This is a genomic window from Mesorhizobium sp. M7A.F.Ca.ET.027.02.1.1, from assembly GCF_004022985.1.
Taxonomy (GTDB): domain Bacteria; phylum Pseudomonadota; class Alphaproteobacteria; order Rhizobiales; family Rhizobiaceae; genus Mesorhizobium.
Genome location: NZ_RZOL01000003.1, coordinates 25,523 through 42,707, shown reverse-complemented (window position 1 = coordinate 42,707; position 17,185 = coordinate 25,523). Strand labels below are relative to the sequence as shown.

The following is a 17,185-nucleotide window of genomic DNA, read 5'->3' as shown; positions in this document are numbered from 1 at the left end:
GAAGGAATAAAAAGGATAGAGGCGAAAGAGCAAGCTTTTCCTCTAAATTTTGTGCGTGTTGTCTCCAATATGTGGACGCCAAAGCGCTTGACACGAGAGGTGAGCCAGCGTAAAAGCCACATGTACTTATAATAGTGTTTTCTGTTAGGAGATTCATTATCGTTTACATGTGAAACACTCCGGTCGGACCGCTGCAGCTCTCCGAAATAGAGCAGCAAGCGACATGCCAACCTGAAGCGTAAATGCGGCCGACACCAAAATCGGGCCGACGCGCCTTCGTCTCGCTGGAATCACTTTTTTTGAGGGTCACTGCGAAAAGCAATGTGCGACACGGTTCGCCATGTTCGATATGTGACAGTCTCGTTTAACAGCGACGGCTTCCCGTCTGACCGCAACGGAGGCCGCGCCATGCGCTACCGAGAAGGATCACTGCGCGTACGCTCCGCAAGGGCTGCGCCAGGAACAGAGGGCGTGCGCGTCCGAGGCGTCGCATGGTGGCCGCAGCACCTTTTCGCCGCTGTAAGTTCGCCGTGCAGGTACATTGCGCGGCCGGAAGCGAGAGGGAGCGCACCCTGAAACGGCTGCCTACGGCTCGCCTCGAGTAATTGGCGATGAACAGCATTCTCGAGAACTTAGTCTCGACGGAAAGAGCAACGAAAGGAAGCCGCTTGGACGAGCACGATCCGAAGGAAGAACCGATCGAGACCATTTTCCGCAACGGCACAATCACTGCCGTGGGTATCCTGCTTGCCTTTTCGCTCGGCTTCCTCACTCATTGGGCCGCGAACCCCTTGCCATGGCAACTCTACGATCTGTTCGCCGTAGTGCCGATCCTGCTCGGCATCGCACTGCAGATGAGAGCGCTGTCCATGCTGCTCGACATGAGTTCCTTGCGGCGCCCCATCTACGAACGCGCCAATCGCATTTTCATGGTCGGCCTCATCCAGACCGCGTGTGGCGTCGGCATGGCCATCTTGGTCGATCTTTTCGGGATATCGGTAGGGGGCACGCTGCCCGGCGCTTGACGACAAGCCACACCGCCGCTCTTCGCTCGAAGCGACGTCAAGCCGGGGAACCTTGTGCACCCCCTAGCGGCGTCCTCCTTTCATCAAATGAGCCGACGTCAGCTTTAGAGCGTCTCGGTGGCTAAAGCCGGTATGGTTTTTCGGCCGGCAGGGAAGGCCGCTGGCTGGACCTGGATGGCGTCTGAACGAGGCTTGACAGGTCCGTTGCGTCGGACATGAATTTCGCATTGCAAAGTTCTTCCGCAGACGCCTCAAGCACACTGCACTGGCGTCACGTACTACTCAGACGTTGAATGCGGCACCGCACCATCACCTCAGGCGCAACCATGGCACGCGCGCTCCCCGGCGTGGTTGACCCCATCCTGTCCAAACGAGACTGCGACATAAGCGGGACGCACTGACTTAGGTCAGAGACCAGGACGAGCGCGCAACGAAAGAATGATGGATCAGCGACGTGGGATGACAGCTCCTTGCACACCTCAATCCTGACAAAGTACCGGGACCCCCGGCCGCCTTGGTATACCATCTATCCGACTGTGCCAGACTTCTCTGCGGCAGTTGGTGCTGACGATTATGAGGAATGGCTGGGGGGCCTCCCGGCCGACGAATCGGTGTCGCTCTATTTCCACATTCCGTTTTGCCGATCCATGTGCTGGTATTGCGGCTTCCCTACCGCGGTCATCCGTCGCAACGGCCCGATCCTTAATTATTTAGCGGTGCTGCGTCAGGAGATCAGTTTGGTGTCGGAGCAAGTGCGGCAAGGGCTGCCGGTGAGCGATGTGCATTTCGGCGCGGAACGCCTCACCTTATCGGGCCAGCCGAGCACTTGGCGCTGATGGAATTTCTACGCCGCCACTTCGCTTTCAGCAAAACTGCTGCGATCACCGTGGAGATCGATCCCCGAACGTTCACACCGGAAATGGCCGAAGCCTTGGCAGCTAACGGTGTCAACCGCGCGAGCATCGGCGTGCAGAGCTTTGATCCCGATGTGCAAAGGCGATCAATCGGATCCAGAGTAAGGTGCAGACGGCCGCTGCAGTCCAAAATCTCCGCCGGCATGGCGTTGGCCATATCAACTTCGACCTCATCTTCGGTCTACCGAAACAGACTGTGCAGTCCTGCATCCAGACCGCGATGGCTGCGGTCGCCATGCGCCCCAACCGGCTTGCGGTGTTCGGATACGCGCATATTCCTTCCGTGATAAAGAACCAGCGCCTATCGAGCAGGCAGGTCTACCGGACGGCGATCTTCGCGCCGAACAGGCTGCAGCTGTCGCCGAGACACTGGTTGGCGCTGGCTACCGGGAGATCGGGCTCGATCATTTCGCTCCGCCGGACGACGAACTCGCGCTAGCGCAGAAGACCGGGCGCGCCTACGGCGTAATTCGCTGGGATACTCGGCCGATACTTGCAAAACGTGATCGGCTTAGGCGCGTCGGCTATTGGCCGAGTCCGCGAGGGGTATGTTCAGAACGAAGTAACACGGGATTCTTACGCCCGGCACATCGCAAGTGGACGTCTGGCGACATCAAAGGGTCACCGTCTGACCGACGATGACCGGGTGCGCGCAGCGATCATCGAGCGACTGATGTGCGATTTGGAGGCCGACGTGCCGACCATCTGTGCCGCCCACGAAATCGAACCAGCTCGTTTTCTCGATTCAGTTGAGAGTTTGGTGACGCTGGCTGAGGAGGGGATCCTGGACGTCGAAAACGGCTTCATCCGCGTGCGGCCGGAGCACCGCTTTGTTGTTCGCGCCGTTGCTGCTGCATTCGATGCTTTTCTCGCGAATCGATGAGTTGAGGCCACGACGCCGAAAGGCATCAAACCTTGTTTGGCGCTCGTCGGCATGGGCTCTCGCAGAAGACTCCGCAAGCGTATGCAGGGGACTTCCACTTGACGCCGCGTTCACCATCATCTCGCCTGGGTGCGCGCGAAAGCGCACAACCCGGAGCACGCTGCTCTCGGTGTGAGGCTGTGCTCTGCAAAGCACCGGTGATCCACCCTGTCCCTGGACAGCAGCTTGATGGCGTCATCTTGGAGGACGAGAAAAGATTGTCGAGGTACGGGTACGAATTGCCTCGGTCGTCCGTTCAATCGAAAGCACTGTCTGCGGAGGCACCTCTCCTTCATGCAGTGACAGGAGATGCTGGGCGACTTCCTTATCTGCTGCGGTGAGTCGATGATTTAGGCGGAGAAAGTCCATCCAGGTGGGGGTGCGGAATGTCTCCGTCCAAAGTGACGGTGTTTGCAGATTTCGCTGGAGCGTCCAGTTTCGTGCACCGGCACGGCTCTGGACGTGTCGCCGCGTGCGCATGGAGCCCAGAAAGGCCTCGATATTTTCCTCCGATATCAAATACTCGACCTTGGCCACGATAGGGCCACTTCTGGGTTTCAGATCGAGAGCCACGTCCGGCGGATGAAAAACTGAACTTTCTTGATCGGTTTCTTCCCAGGGACGGACCGGCAACACGATCCCCGCTGCTGCAACCAGCAACAGAGCGCCTGCGGCGCCCTCCAATGCTAAGGTCAAGGAATAGTTTTGCGCGACAGAACCCCAGATCCAGCTGCCAGCAGCCATACCGCCTGCGCTCAAGGCGTAGTAAATGGAGAGCGTGCGGCCTACAACCCACCTTGGGCTTGCCAACTGCACCGACACGTCAATGCCCGTCCAGGTGATAAGCCAACCCGCTCCGCCGAGCGCCAGCGAAATGGCCGCCACAGGAATCGACGATGTAAGGGCAAGGGAGAGGCAACAGACTGCACAAGCCACAGAGGCGAAGGCCACCAGCCTGTTTTGAGACGTGACCTTCCTCAAGAAGCCGTTGCCCATGCCCGCGATGAAAGCACCCATGCCGAAGCCGGCCAATAAGATACCGTAGACAATTGGCCCACTCTTCAACTGATCCCGGACGACGAGGGGGAGCAACGCCAGAATGGAGATGCTTGCCAATCCGAAAAGAGCGGCTCGGGCGGTCGCTGCCCTGATCTCCAAAGACATCGCAGTAAAGCGCACTCCGTCATGAATTGCCGTCGTCATTCTCTCACGAGGGAGAGGCGAAGAGCGGACCTCCCATTTGGTGCGCCATATCGCGCTTATGGGCGCCAGATCACTCACCGCAGCCAAGGCGAAAGCGGCCAGCGGCCCAAAGACGGCCAGGATCACGCCCCCCAAGGCCGGACCAACGCTGCGCACAATGTTGTATCCGACGGACATAAGCGTCACTGCGGCCGGAATGTCGCGTTTGTGAAGGATATCGCCGACCGAAGCGTGCCAAGCCGGATCATTCAAGGCAAAGCCGCAGCCGGCCAGGAAACCTAACCCGAGAATCAGCCAAGGACTGACAAATCCCAGACCCACAGAAATCATCAGCGTCGTCGACGCCGATGCTATCAGGCAGTGTCCCGCAAACATCACCCACCGGCGGCTGAAGTTGTCGGCAATGGCTCCGGCGAAAACTGAGAGGAAGAACACCGGCAATGTGGATGCGGCCTGGACGAGTGCCACCATGAGGTCGGACGCTGAAATCGTTGCCATAAGCCAACTGATGGCGACCGTTTGCACTAGCCAACCGAGGCTGGAAATCTGGGTGGCCGCCCAAATTGAGCGAAACACCTTGTTTCGAAATGGGGCGAGCGTCTTTGAAACGGGCGGTTGAGGATTTTCGCTCTGCATGAGGTATTGCTGGCCTTCGATGAGCGCTGCGATTTGAGCAAGCGGGTCGATACTTAGACATCGCGGAGCACCGCACGGAACCCAGCTCTATGGAGCTTGCCGGCGACTATTTACGTATTGAGCCATTCTCATAGTCTCATTCATGAGCAGTCCTGTGCGCAAGCATTGCTTTGCTAAATTCCCACCACAAGCGCGCCGCCGCTGAGACCCGCACCCGCTGCCGCCAAGAGGACTTTCTCGCCAGGCCGAAACGGCTGCGCCCGATGGGCCAGCGACAATGAGAGCGGGATCGTCGCGGCGGAAGAGTTGCCATATTCGGCGATCGTCTTGACGATCGAGTGATCAGCGATGCCGAGGTTCCTGCCGACCGCGTCGAAAATGCGCGCATTGGCCTGATGCGGCACGAAACGATCGAGGTCTTGCGGCCTCAGTCGGGCAGCAGTGAGCGCATCTCTCGAGCAGGCGGTCATCATCTCCACGGCCTTGCTGAATACTTCACGGCCGTCAGTGATCGTCATCCGTGTCTGCGCGAGGTCGAGGTCGGCATGGAACGGAGTGTTGCTTCCCCCGGCGGGAATCTGGATTAGCCCGTAGCGCGAGCCGTCGGAATCCACCGAAGCGCCGAGAATGCCTCGATCCGGGTCATCGCAAGGACTGATCACCATGGCGCCGGCGGCATCGGCAAACAGCACGGCGCTGGCGCGCTCGGCCAAATTGATGCGGTGGCTGAGGATGTTGGCGGCGATGACAAGGCTCGCTTTGCCGTGCAGGCGGGTGAACCCGTCGGCGAACATCAGCGCATAGATGAAGCCGGCGCAGGCGCCGGTCAGGTCGATCGCTCCGGCGCGGCCTAGCCCCAGCCGATGTGCGACCAGCGGCGCGCTTGGCGGCAGAAGGTGATCGGGCGTCGACGTGGCGAGCAAGAGTAGACCGACGTCGCCGCGGTCGATACCGGCATTGGTCAGCGCCATGTCGCCGGCAGAGGCGGCAAGGCCCGACAGCGTGTCTTCGTCTGTTGCCCAGAAGCGCGAGCGAATTCCGGTGCGCCGCTCGATCCAGCCGGGCTCAAGCCCGAGCCGGTCTTCGATTTCCGGGTTCTCGACCTTGCGCGCCGGCGCATGATGGCCGAAGCCGAGAACGCGCGACGATAGGTTCATGGCCGCGAGCCGAAGCGTTCGCCGGCCTCCTCTATCGCGTCATAGAGCCCGCCCAATTCGTCGCTGGTGATGCAATAGGGCGGTAGAAGATAGAGGACATTGCCGAGCGGGCGCACAAGTAGCCCCCGCTCAAGGAAAAAAGCGCGCAGTTTTGGCCCGATCTCGGCCAGATAACCGGCTGAGCCGGTGCGTAGGTCGAGTGCCGCGATGGTGCCGGTTGTCCGGCAGTCGGTGAAATATGGATTGACCCGGAAGCGTTGCAGCCCGGCGGCCTGCCTCGCGCTCAAGACCGCGATCCGCTCGGCCACCGGCTCGTCACGCCAGATCTCGACATTGGCAAGTGCTGCCGCGCAGGCGATCGGATTGGCGGTGTAGGAGCTCGAATGGAAAAACGTCTTCTTGCGATCCTCCGAAAAGTGAGCGTGGAAGATGGCATCGGTGGCGATCGTGGCGGCCAGCGGGATGGTACCACCGGTCAGACCTTTCGAGGTGCACAAGATGTCGGGCGAGACGGACGCCTGTTCGCAGGCAAACATGGTTCCGGTGCGCCCCCAGCCGGTCATCACTTCATCGGCGATCAGCAGCGTGCCGGAGGCTTCGGCGATCCTCTTCAATTCGGCAAGAACCCAGGCCGGATACATCAGCATGCCGCCGGCGCCAAGCACCAGCGGCTCGACGATCAGCGCGGCTGCGCGCCGGTCGCGGCTAACGGCCTCGAACCGATCCAGCGTTTCCTGCTCGCGCCCGGCGGCCGGGAAGGGGATGGCGTCGACCTCGAACAGCAAAGGATCATAGGCGGCGTTGAAGACGCCGCGGGCGCCGACGCTCATCGCCCCGATCGTGTCGCCATGATAGCTGTGCTCCATGACGGCGATGCGCGAACGCGGCGCGCCGATGTTGCGGAAATAGCCGAGCGCCATCTTCAGCGCGACTTCGACTGAGGTGGAGCCACTGTCGGAATAGAACACCCGGTCGAGGCCGGCGGGTGCGATGCCGATAAGCGCCTCGGCCAGCCGTTCGGCCGGCTCGTGGGTGAAGCCCGCGAAGATGATCTGGTCGAGGCTCGACGCGGTCGTCTCGATGGCCTTCATGATGCGGGGGTGGCGATGGCCATGGGTGACGACCCACCAGGAAGAAATCGCATCGAGGATGCGGAAGCCGTCGGCCTTGTGGAGATAGGCGCCTTCAGTCAGCACGATTTCAGGGACCGAGGGCTCTAGCGCGTGCTGCGTGAACGGATGCCAGACTCGAGACTCCGCCATCAGTCGCCTCCGGCAATCATGGCCAGGTCGAAGCCGGAAATCATTGCATCTCTCAACGTTTCACCCGTCAGCGGACCGAGGTGCGGCAGCCTGCCCAGCTGCGGCACGCCGCCGAATTCCACGATTGTCCTTTGTGTATCGGCCACCTCTTCGCCAATGAAGGCAATGCCGATGAGCGGGATGGAGCGGGCTCTCAGGGCCTCGATCGACAACAGCGTATGATTGATGGTGCCAAGCGCGGTGCGGGCGCACAGTATGACCGGCAGCCGCCATTGTTCGAATATGTCAATGAACCTTGTCTGTCGATTGAGCGGCACCATCAGCCCGCCGGCGCCTTCGATGACGAGCGGTGTCGGCAGGACCGGAAATGAAAGATCGTCGGCCTCGATCGCGACGCCGTCGATTTCGGCTGATCGATGCGGCGACAGCGGCATCGTCAGTCGATAGACTTCGGGCAGCACGCGTCCGTCGGGCAAGCCGGAAAGCCGGGCGACGACCTCGCTGTCGGTCTCCTCGTTGAGGCCCGATTGCACCGGCTTCCAGTAGAAGCCGTCGAGCAGCCCGGCAAGTCCGGCCGAAAACACTGTCTTGCCAATTCCAGTGTCTGTTCCGGTGACGACGATGCGTTTGGTCATGCTGTGGCCAACACTCCGACGAGAGCCTCGACCATGGCGGAAATGTCGGCTTCGTCGACGTTGAGAGTCAGCGAAATGCGCAGGCGCGACGTACCCTCAGGCACTGTCGGCGGGCGAATGCCGCGTATGTCGAAGCCGCGTGCCTGCAGTCCTGCCGCCACCGCCATGGTGCGGCTGTTATCGCCGATCACAAGCGGCTGGATCTGCGAACCGCTGGGCATCACGCCGCAGCGTTCGGCCAATTGCCGGCTCGCGAAAGCGACACGCTCGTGCAACTGAGCACGACGCATAGGCTCGTCAGACAGAATAGTCAGCGCCTCACGTGCCGCGACTGCCATCAGCGGCGATGGTGCGGTCGCATAGATGAATGGCCGGCACCGGTTGATAAGATAGTCGCACAGTGTTCGCGGTCCGGTAACGAGCGCGCCGGATGCGCCAAGCGCCTTGCCGCATGTGTGGAGCGTGACGATGTTGTCGCGGCCTTCATACGCGGCGGCCAGTCCCCGGCCGTCCGGTCCCCAGACGCCGGTGGCATGCGCTTCATCGACGACGATGAATGCCTGGTACCGATCAGCCAGCGCGACCAGGCTCTCCATCGGCGCACGGTCGCCATCCATGCTGTAAAGGCTTTCGAAGGCGATCCACACCCGCCCCATGCCGCCTTCGGCGCGCCAGCGGGTGATTGCGTCCTCGACAGCGTCGACGTCGTTGTGCGCGGCCAGCTTGAACTCAGCGCGCCCGGCCTGGGCACCCTCATGCATGCTGGCATGAGCGAGCTCGTCGAGGACCAGCAGGTCGCCTTTCTGCGGCAGGGCCGTCAGCAGAGCGAAGTTGGCGATATAGCCGCTGCCGAAGAACAGTGCACGCTCGGCTCCGAAAAATGCCGCTGCGTCCGCCTCCAGTTGCTCATGTTCCGGTGCATTGCCGCGCAACAGCCGCGATCCGGTGGCGCCCACTGGCGTGCCCCGCGCAATCGCCGTCGAAACCGCATCGCCCAGTCTTTTGGAGGCGGCAAGTCCGATATAGTCGTTCGACGAGAAGTCGAGCCCGGCGCGCGGTGCGAGCGTCCGCAACCGGTCCTTGCGCCCCAGTCCCCGCAAGGTTGCGTCATAGCGGGCAAGAATTGCCTCCTTCATTGCGTGGCGAGTTCCATAGGCTCAATGCCGAGGCGCCGGAACAGAAGGGTATCCTTGTCCTCGCCGGGATTTCCCGCCGTCAGCAGCGTGTCGCCGACAAAGATCGAATTGGCCCCGGCAAAGAAGCACAGCGCCTGCGTTTCGTCGCTCATCGCCGTCCTGCCGGCGGACAGCCTTACATAGGATTTCGGCATCATCACCCGCGCGAGCGCAACGATGCGGACGAAATCGATCGGATCGATGGCGTCGGCCGCGGCAAGCGGCGTGCCTTCGATGGGAATAAGCATGTTGATCGGCACGCTTTCCGGCGGCTCGGGCAGGTTCGCGAGCGTGACCAGCATGTCGATGCGATCGGTCTTTTCTTCTCCCATCCCGACAATGCCGCCGCAGCAGACTTTCATCCCAACCGCGCGCACGTGCCCAAGCGTTTCCAGCCGGTCGGCAAAAGTCCTGGTTGAAATAACCTCGCCATAGTAGCGCTCAGAGGTATCGATGTTGTGGTTATAGTAGTCGAGACCGGCCTGCTTCAGGCGAGCAGCTTGCTCAAGATCGAGCATGCCGAGCGTCATGCAGGTCTCCATGCCGAGGGCCTTGACGCCCTCAATCATGGCGACCACAACCTCCATGTCGCGCTCCTTGGGACTTCGCCACGCCGCGCCCATGCAATAGCGCGTTGCGCCGCCATCACGCGCCATGGCCGCTTCGTCGATGACATGCTTGACGTCCACCAGCTTCGACGCCTTCACACCGGTTTCGTAATGCGCAGACTGGCTGCAATAGCCGCAATCTTCGGGGCACCCGCCGGTCTTGATGCTAAGGAGCCGCGACAGCTGCACTCGGTTTCGATCGAAGTTCTGGCGGTGGATCGTCTGAGCTAGGAACAGCAGATCGTTGAATGGCATGCCGTAGATGGCCTCGGCCTCTTTGCGGTTCCATCGCGGAGGCGTTCCATCGACCGATTGCATGGTCTGGTTCACGTCGAACTCCGAGTTCATTCCAATCGTCATCGTCAAACCTTTGTTTGCTAGTCCGGTACGCCTTCTTGGCTTTGGGGCGCACTCGCTAAAGGCGAGCTGCGGCACGTCTTTCCAGCACCTCCTACGCCTGCCGAGCTGATGTTGCTCCTCACGCCGTAATCCTCAGTTCAAGTGCTTGCAGATGTTCTGGTGGTCCGGCATGTCCAGGCCGATGTCGAGGATCGGGGCGCTGTGCGTCAGCCAACCCATGGAGATGAGATCGACACCGGTCGCCGCAATCGCCGCCGCCGTTTTCGGCATCACCCGACCGGACGCCTCGGTGATCGTACGGCCATCCACTATAGAAACCGCGCGGGCAAGATCCTCGACCGACATATTGTCGAGCAGCACCGCGTCAACACCAATCGCGAGCGCTGCATCGAGCTGCTTCAGCGTGTCGACCTCGACCTCGACCTTCACCATATGCCCTGCTGCGGCGCGCGCCCGCTCTATTGCTGTGCGGATATCGCCGGCGATCGCGATGTGGTTGTCCTTTATGAGCACGCCGTCATCGAGGCCGAACCGGTGATTGGCACCGCCGCCGACGCGCACGGCGTATTTCTCCAATGCCCGCAGCCCGGGCGTCGTCTTTCGCGTCGATACAATCCTCGCCTTGTGACCGCGCACGGCCTCAACCATGGCCGCTGTGGCAGTGGCAATGCCGCTCAGCCGGCATAAGAAATTGAGGGCCGTGCGTTCGGCCGTGAGCAGGCCTCGTGCGGGTCCGGACAATCTTGCAATGGTTTCCCCGGCCCCAACCTCGCTGCCATCAGGGCGCCAGATCTGGATGTTGATCGCCGGTTCCACGAGAAGGAAGGCATACGAGACCAGATCGAGCCCGGCAACGACGCCCGCCTGCCTCGCTTTGAGCACCAACGTGGCAGTGCAATCATACGGGATAACCGCATCGGTGGTCAGGTCGCCGGATCTGCCCAGGTCTTCGAGGAGCGCAACGCGCACAATCGGTTCGATCAGGGTCGCGGGGAGGGGGGAGAATGAAGTCATATCAAGTGCTCCGTATGGTAGCCCGGCAATCGAGTGCGGCCGCGGCCCGCATTGCGCTGTGCAGTGTCAGCCGTGATGGGCGCACGTTGGCATCGTGGAGCGGGAAATCGGACCGACAGTGCGCGCCTCGACTCTCTTCCCGCCTCAGGGCCGCCGCGGCGATCATCAGTGAGACCAAAGCCGGACCAGAGGCAGCGACACTATTGGCTGCGATCGGCAGCAGGGTCGCCACCGCTTCGCGCATTGCCTCGCCGTCGCGGATGATACCCAGGGCGGCGGAGACAATCGGGCGGACCACGGAAGCGTCTGGTCGTGGAGGGACGAATGTGGAGCATCTGCGCGGTCGCCGGGTATACGACGTGCCGGCAACGCTTTCGGCAACCCAGCTCGCGGTGACCGCCGCTTCGGTGAGCGAGTTGCTGGCCAGGCGGTTGGCGCCGTGCAGGCCGGTACAGGCCACCTCACCGCAGGCCCACAATCCCTCGATGGAGCTGCGGCCGGCGCTGTCTACGGCGACGCCGCCCATGTGATAATGTGCCGCCGGGCGCACCGGGATCAGGTCGGTCGCGGGGTCGATTCCTGCGCTCCGGCACAATTCGGCGATGCCTGGAAAACGCTTGCCAAATCTCGGGCCGAGACTTTGCCGTGCGTCCAGGAATACGCGGCGTCCAACGGCAAGCTGGTGCCAAATGGCGCGCGCTACGACGTCGCGAGGCGCAAGTTCACCGCCAGGTGTGTCGGCGAGGAAGCGCTCTCCTCGCTCATCGATGAGCACCGCGCCTTCGCCACGCACGGCTTCGCTCACCAGCGGCATCGGCCGGCGCGGACCGTCGAGCGCAGTTGGATGGAACTGTATGAATTCCAAGTCGGCGAGTTCCGCCCCCGCCCATGCGGCGAGCGCCAGCCCGTGACCCCATGAGCCAGCGGGGTTTGTCGTGTCGCAAAACAGCCCGCCGACGCCGCCGGTCGCCAGCACCGCGCGACGCGTGGGCAGAGCGAGCGCGCCGGCTCGTCCTGCTGCGACCACGGCGATGACCGACCCGTCCTGCACGACCAGCCGGCGGACCTCCACATTTTCGATAATGGTGATCGAGGCTGTACGCCGAACCGCGGCGACGAGCGCGCGCACCAACTCGCGACCGGTGGCGTCGCCGGCTGCATGCACAATTCGCCGTCGCGAGTGTGCCGCCTCGAGCCCAAGTCGCAACGCGCGGTCAGGGTGCTGGTCGAAGTCGACGCCGAACCTTTGGATCGTCCTAATCGCTTCGGGTGCAGCTCGTACCACTCGCCGCACCGTGGCCTCATCGCAGAGTCCGTCGCCGGCAGCTATCGTGTCGCAAAGGTGAAAATCTGGGCCGTCGTCGCCCCCGAGACTTGCCGCAAGACCGCCCTGGGCAAGTTCACTGCAGGCTCCGGTTCCAAGCGGCGCGTTGGTCAAAAGCACGACCGGTTCCGGCGCCAGATGAAGCGCCGTCATCAGGCCGGCAATGCCGCCGCCGATGACGACCGGCGCCCCGGCGATGTCGCGAACCTCCAGACTCATAGGGAAAGCATGCGCTCGACCGCGCGGCGGGCGGGGCCGGCAATTTCGGGATCAATCCGGACCTCATGCCGGTTCTGCTCGAGTGCGGCGCGAATGTTGGCCAGGTTGATGCGCTTCATGTGCGGGCACAGATTGCATGGGCGAACGAACTCGACGTCGGGATGCGCGACCGCGACGTTGTCGCTCATCGAACATTCGGTCAGAAGGACGACACGCGTCGGTTTCTCACGCTCGACATAATCCGACATCGCCGCGGTCGAGCCGGAGAACTCCGCCTCCGCGACAACGTCTGGTGGGCATTCTGGATGGGCCAGCACGATGACGCCTGGATGGGCATCGCGCAGTTCCCGGATGTCTGCTGCGGTGAAGCGCTCATGCACCTCGCAATGGCCTTTCCAGGCGATGATCTCGACGTCTGTATCGGCTGCCACGTTCCTCGCCAGATATTCGTCCGGGAGCATCAGCACACGCGCCACGCCAAGCGATTCCACCACCGCCTTGGCGTTGCCGGACGTGCAGCAGATGTCGGACTCCGCTTTTACGGCGGCGGAAGTGTTGACGTAAGTAACAACGGGGACCCCCGGATACCGCAGCCGCATTAGCCGCACGTCGTTTGCCGTGATCGATTCGGCCAGCGAGCAGCCGGCGCGGAGATCCGGGATGAGCACGGTCTTGTTCGGATTGAGCAGTTTTGCCGTCTCGGCCATGAAATGAACGCCGGCAACCACGATGATGTCGGCGTCGACCGTCACCGCCTTGTGGGCCAACGCCAGGCTGTCGCCGACGATGTCTGCCACGCAATGAAAAATTTCGGGCGTCTGGTAATTGTGCGCCAGCACCACCGCATTGCGCTCACGCTTCAGCGCTAAGATGGCTTCAATATCGCCGGCGAACGCGAGCCATTCAACGGGTGGGATCACCCGCCGGACACGCTCATACAGGGACGCAGCCATAGGTAACGCCCCAGTCATTGGCGCCTCGATTATATTCGGTTTGACAATAAGGGAATATATCTACCTTGACTATAAGTATGTCAAGCCCGCGCCAGCGGTAATTTTGTCCCGGCGATAGCCCTGTCGTCGAGGACGGCATGCCGGAAGCGATAAAGCTTCGCCGGTCGGCCGCCCGTGTCGAGGGAGGTCTCCCCGGTCTCCTCAACAAGTTCCTGCTGCTCGACCAATCTCCGGAAGTTCGGCTTGTTGATCAGCCTGCCAGCCAAAGCTTCCACGGTTCGCTGCAGTTGCAGCAGCGTGAAGGAAGGCCGCATAAGCTCGAACACGACCGGCCGGTATTTGATCTTCGAACGCAGCCGCGCGATCCCGGTTGCCAGAATACGACGGTGGTCAGCGACCATTGGTTTGCCAGCCGCGGCCGCAATCGCGTCCCTGCCGCCACCGGCCTCCTCAATCAGACCAGCTTCATAGAGCAACTCGTAGCGTTGGAGCGTGAGTTCCTCGTTCCAATGGCGGTCGTCGAAGCCGAAGGCTATCGCAGCGCGCTGCCGGCGCTCGCGTTGAGTGGTCGGCTCGCTGGCGCCGCCGGCCCACTCAATCAGGCGGGGCCGCAATCTATCGAGCAGCACAGGCGGCGTGCCGAAGCGGTGGTCCTCCCAGGGAAAATATTCGTACCAACTTTGCCAGCCGCACGCGGCCGAGTTCGTTGCCTGTTCCTTCCTGGTCAATGCGAGATAGCTGATTGAGATGACGCGCTGGTGGCGCTCAGTGCCGATGCGATCGCGATCGGCGAAGGTGTAGAGTTGCTCGATGTATCCAAGTGCATGGCCGGTCTGCTGCTCCACCCACCCCCTCAAACCCGACTGCAGTGATCGATGCTCAAGGGCAAAAGGTCCAGAAGGGAGGGTGTCCGCATGACCGACTGTGAGGACACAGGGCTCACTGTCGTTTACGGCGACCACGACGGCAGTCAGGTCCACTTTGGCTTCGTCAGCTTTGACGGCGGCTTTGCCTTTCTTGGTTCTTCTTGTCTGAGGATCCATGTTTGCGAAAGCGGGTTGGCCCAACGGAGCGCCTTAATCGATTGAATGTAACCTTGGAAGCCAGCACGTCAACACCAGAGTACTCAAGCGCTGTTTTTAGCTCTTCGCAGTCGCACAAAAATATGCCAAACGCGACACCCGCTGTTGGTAACGTAAGGGAAGGGGCCTCGGTTGAGCGCGGCTGGTGAGATAAAAGGGATGACTCCTCCAGATATTCGATCGCGAAAAGGCCAGACGCCACTTGTATGCTTGACGGCCTACACCACGCCGGTCGCGAGGCTGCTCGATCGCCACTGCGACATCGTTCTTGTCGGCGACAGCGTCGGCATGGTGCTGCACGGCCTGTCGTCGACGCTGGGGGTCACGCTCGACATGATGATCATGCACGGACAGGCCGTTCGCCGCGGCCTTGAACACGCGCTGATGGTCGTCGACCTGCCCTTCGGTTCCTACGAGGAAAGCCCAGAGCACGCTTTCGGCAACGCTGCGCGCGTGATGGGTGAGACCGGTTGTTCAGCGGTAAAGATCGAGGGCGGCGAGACCATCTCGGAAACCATCCGCTTCCTTACCGCGCGCGGCGTACCTGTCATGGCCCATGTGGGCCTGACGCCGCAGGCGGTAAACACGTTTGGAGGCTATCGTGTGCAGGGCCGGGGAGCCGATGCAGAGCGGATCAGGCGCGACGCCAGGGCGGTAACCGAAGCGGGCGCCTTCTCCTTGGTGCTGGAAAAGATACCGGAGCAGCTTGCACGGCAGATAACCGCCGATATCGACATACCCACAATCGGCATCGGTGCCTCGCCAGCTTGCGACGGCCAGATTCTGGTGAGCCACGATATGCTCGGGCTCTTCACCTCATTTCGGCCGAAGTTCGTCAAACGCTATGCCGAGCTCGGTGAGCAGGCTGAGGCGGCAATCGCCGCTTACGCCACCGATGTGCGGAACCGGCACTTTCCGGCGGTCGAACATCTCTATGTCAACGCCTTGAAGGCCGGTGACTTCACATGAGCGTGCCGATCGCTCGAACCGTGAGCGAGCTGCGCGGCGTCGTTGCGCAATGGCGTCGCTCGGGTGCCACGATCGGTATTGTGCCGACCATGGGAGCCTTGCACGACGGGCATCTGAGCCTCGTGCGGAAGGCGCTCGAAAGGGCCGAGCGGGTGATCGTGACGCTGTTCGTAAACCCCAAGCAGTTCAACAGCCCCGCCGACCTGATTGCCTACCCTCGGACGGAAAGCGACGATGCTGCCAAGCTCGCTCTGCTGGGCACGCATCTGCTCTATGTGCCGGACACAGAGGAAATGTACCAGGTGGGCTTCGCCACGGCCGTTTCAGTGTCCGGCATCAGCGAATGCCTTTGCGGCGCATTCCGGCCCGGCCATTTCAATGGCGTGGCGACGGTCGTGGCCAAGCTCTTCCTGCAGGCCGGCGCTGACTTCGCCTTTTTTGGCGAAAAGGATTTTCAGCAACTTCAGCTTGTCAGGCGCTTGGTCCGGGATCTCGACATTCCGATCACTATTGTGCCCTGTCCGACAGTCCGCGAAGCCGATGGTCTTGCGCTATCGTCGCGTAACGTGCGGCTCTCCCCAGCCCAACGCGCCATTGCCCCAAAACTAGCATCGGTCCTGCTCGATACGGCCGAGCGGCTTGCACGCGGCTCCCCCATCCTGCCTACGCTTGATGAAGCGCGTGCAGCAATTCTGGCTGCCGGCTATCGCGAGCTCGAATACCTGGAGCTGCGCGGAGAAACAGACCTGCAATCGTTAGCAAGCCTTGACCGACCGGCACGCTTGCTTGCTGCGGCTTGGCTTGGCGACACGCGGCTCATCGATAACGTCGCAATATCACCCATCGGTAGTTGGTCAGGTGGGCGGAGCTCTCTCCAATCGGAAGCAGCACAGCAATTGCGGTGATGACGGCGGCGCGTCGTATGCCCTGCAGGGACAGGCCATCATTTAGAACCACGTCTCCGTCGGCTTCCAGCAACCTCCGCGAGGTACGCTAAGCGCAGATGCATCGCGTATTTGAAACCTTGGTCGAGCAACTCTCTGCAAGCGTCGATGCCGTCGATCTCCATGAGGCAATGGCGTCCGCCGCAGCCGGGTTCGACTTTCCGCTCTTCGCTTATTTCACCTACCCATCCGCTTCCGGCGACAGGCCGCGATTGATCTCGAATTATCCATCATCATGGACATCACATTACCTGCAACAGCGCTACCACAGCGTGGATCCCGTGATCCTGCGGGGACTGCGGGGCTGGGATACCTTCGACTGGGGTGTGGACCGCGATCACCGTTATTTGCCGACCTCTCAGCAGGAAGTCCTGGAAAAAGCAGCTGAGTTCGGCATTCGCGGCGGACTGACCATGTCGATGCATGATCATCGCGGCCGGTTCGCCGCACTGACCTTCGCCTCCAACGAGGCGCATCCGCCATTTCTGAGGTCGCTGACGCGCTACGAAAAAGCAATGCAACTGGTTGCGATCAACGTTCATATCCATGCCCGGCGCAGGCTCGCCGAAGATTGCGTGGTAGATGGCATAACGCTCACCCGGCGGGAGTTCGAGTGCCTGAAATGGGCGGCGTGCGGCAAGTCGGCCTGGGATATCAGCCAGATTCTCGGTGTCTCGAAACGCACCGTGACCTTCCATCAGGAAAACGCCAAGGCGAAGCTTGGCGTGCGAACCATCAACCAGGCCGTAGTGCGGATGGCTGCTCGGGCGAGATCCTGATCCT

At 61.5% G+C, this 17,185-nt stretch carries 14 protein-coding genes and 1 pseudogene; 5 read left to right on the top strand and 10 right to left on the bottom strand.

All coding sequences use genetic code 11. The features are described 5' to 3' along the window. Positions 1-668: 668 nt before the first annotated feature. On the top strand, positions 669-1,025 hold the full coding sequence (locus tag EN749_RS00990; protein ID WP_024505577.1) for a hypothetical protein: 357 nt from the start codon (positions 669-671) through the stop codon (positions 1,023-1,025). 470 nt (positions 1,026-1,495) lie between these two features. Further along, positions 1,496-2,822 (top strand): annotated as a pseudogene (gene hemN, locus EN749_RS00985) (oxygen-independent coproporphyrinogen III oxidase). A 234-nt stretch (positions 2,823-3,056) separates the two neighbouring features. Here the strand turns inward: hemN and EN749_RS00980 are convergent. The 10 genes from EN749_RS00980 to EN749_RS00935 all read right to left on the bottom strand — a co-directional run bounded on the left by EN749_RS00980 (position 3,057) and on the right by EN749_RS00935 (position 14,450). Continuing rightward, the gene (locus EN749_RS00980) at positions 3,057-4,700 is read right to left on the bottom strand and encodes an MFS transporter (protein WP_126063923.1); all 1,644 of its coding nucleotides are present in this window, start codon (positions 4,698-4,700) and stop codon (positions 3,057-3,059) included. A gap of 173 nt (positions 4,701-4,873) precedes the next feature. Further along, on the bottom strand, positions 4,874-5,857 hold the full coding sequence (locus EN749_RS00975) for a beta-ketoacyl-ACP synthase III (protein WP_126063924.1): 984 nt from the start codon (positions 5,855-5,857) through the stop codon (positions 4,874-4,876). After that, positions 5,854-7,119 carry an adenosylmethionine--8-amino-7-oxononanoate transaminase gene (locus tag EN749_RS00970; RefSeq protein ID WP_126080683.1) on the bottom strand — a complete coding sequence of 422 codons (1,266 nt, stop codon included), beginning with the start codon at positions 7,117-7,119 and terminating at the stop codon, positions 5,854-5,856. The genes EN749_RS00975 and EN749_RS00970 overlap by 4 nt, the downstream gene beginning before the upstream one ends. Beyond that, positions 7,119-7,754: a dethiobiotin synthase gene (gene bioD, locus EN749_RS00965; protein ID WP_063169254.1), complete on the bottom strand. Its 636-nt coding sequence runs from the start codon at positions 7,752-7,754 to the stop codon at positions 7,119-7,121. The genes EN749_RS00970 and bioD overlap by 1 nt, the downstream gene beginning before the upstream one ends. Further along, entirely contained in the window at positions 7,751-8,890 is a 1,140-nt protein-coding gene (locus EN749_RS00960; protein ID WP_024505572.1) for an 8-amino-7-oxononanoate synthase, read from the bottom strand. The genes bioD and EN749_RS00960 overlap by 4 nt, the downstream gene beginning before the upstream one ends. Then, positions 8,887-9,855 (bottom strand): biotin synthase BioB, encoded by a 969-nt coding sequence (bioB, locus tag EN749_RS00955; RefSeq protein WP_245454882.1) that lies wholly within the window; start codon positions 9,853-9,855, stop codon positions 8,887-8,889. Before bioB ends, EN749_RS00960 begins: the two co-directional genes overlap by 4 nt. A 174-nt stretch (positions 9,856-10,029) precedes the next feature. Further along, the gene (gene nadC, locus EN749_RS00950) at positions 10,030-10,911 is read right to left on the bottom strand and encodes a carboxylating nicotinate-nucleotide diphosphorylase (protein ID WP_024505570.1); all 882 of its coding nucleotides are present in this window, start codon (positions 10,909-10,911) and stop codon (positions 10,030-10,032) included. Between the two features lies 1 nt (position 10,912). Next, a complete protein-coding gene (locus tag EN749_RS00945) occupies positions 10,913-12,454 on the bottom strand; it encodes an L-aspartate oxidase (protein WP_024505569.1) in 1,542 nt (513 codons plus the stop codon). Further along, the gene (nadA, locus tag EN749_RS00940) at positions 12,451-13,425 is read right to left on the bottom strand and encodes a quinolinate synthase NadA (RefSeq protein ID WP_126063925.1); all 975 of its coding nucleotides are present in this window, start codon (positions 13,423-13,425) and stop codon (positions 12,451-12,453) included. Before nadA ends, EN749_RS00945 begins: the two co-directional genes overlap by 4 nt. Before the next feature lie 62 nt (positions 13,426-13,487). Next, a complete protein-coding gene (locus EN749_RS00935) occupies positions 13,488-14,450 on the bottom strand; it encodes a hypothetical protein (RefSeq protein ID WP_126063926.1) in 963 nt (320 codons plus the stop codon). A gap of 171 nt (positions 14,451-14,621) precedes the next feature. Between EN749_RS00935 and panB the strand changes: the two genes are divergently transcribed. The 3 genes from panB (at position 14,622) to EN749_RS00920 (ending at position 17,181) form a co-directional block, all read left to right on the top strand. Then, complete coding sequence (gene panB, locus EN749_RS00930; RefSeq protein WP_126063927.1) at positions 14,622-15,458, top strand: 3-methyl-2-oxobutanoate hydroxymethyltransferase; 837 nt, start codon at positions 14,622-14,624, stop codon at positions 15,456-15,458. Beyond that, positions 15,455-16,363 (top strand): pantoate--beta-alanine ligase, encoded by a 909-nt coding sequence (panC, locus tag EN749_RS00925; protein ID WP_024505565.1) that lies wholly within the window; start codon positions 15,455-15,457, stop codon positions 16,361-16,363. The genes panB and panC overlap by 4 nt, the downstream gene beginning before the upstream one ends. Before the next feature lie 98 nt (positions 16,364-16,461). Next, positions 16,462-17,181, top strand: a complete 720-nt coding sequence (locus tag EN749_RS00920) for a LuxR family transcriptional regulator (protein ID WP_126057768.1) — start codon at positions 16,462-16,464, stop codon at positions 17,179-17,181. Positions 17,182-17,185: the final 4 nt, after the last annotated feature.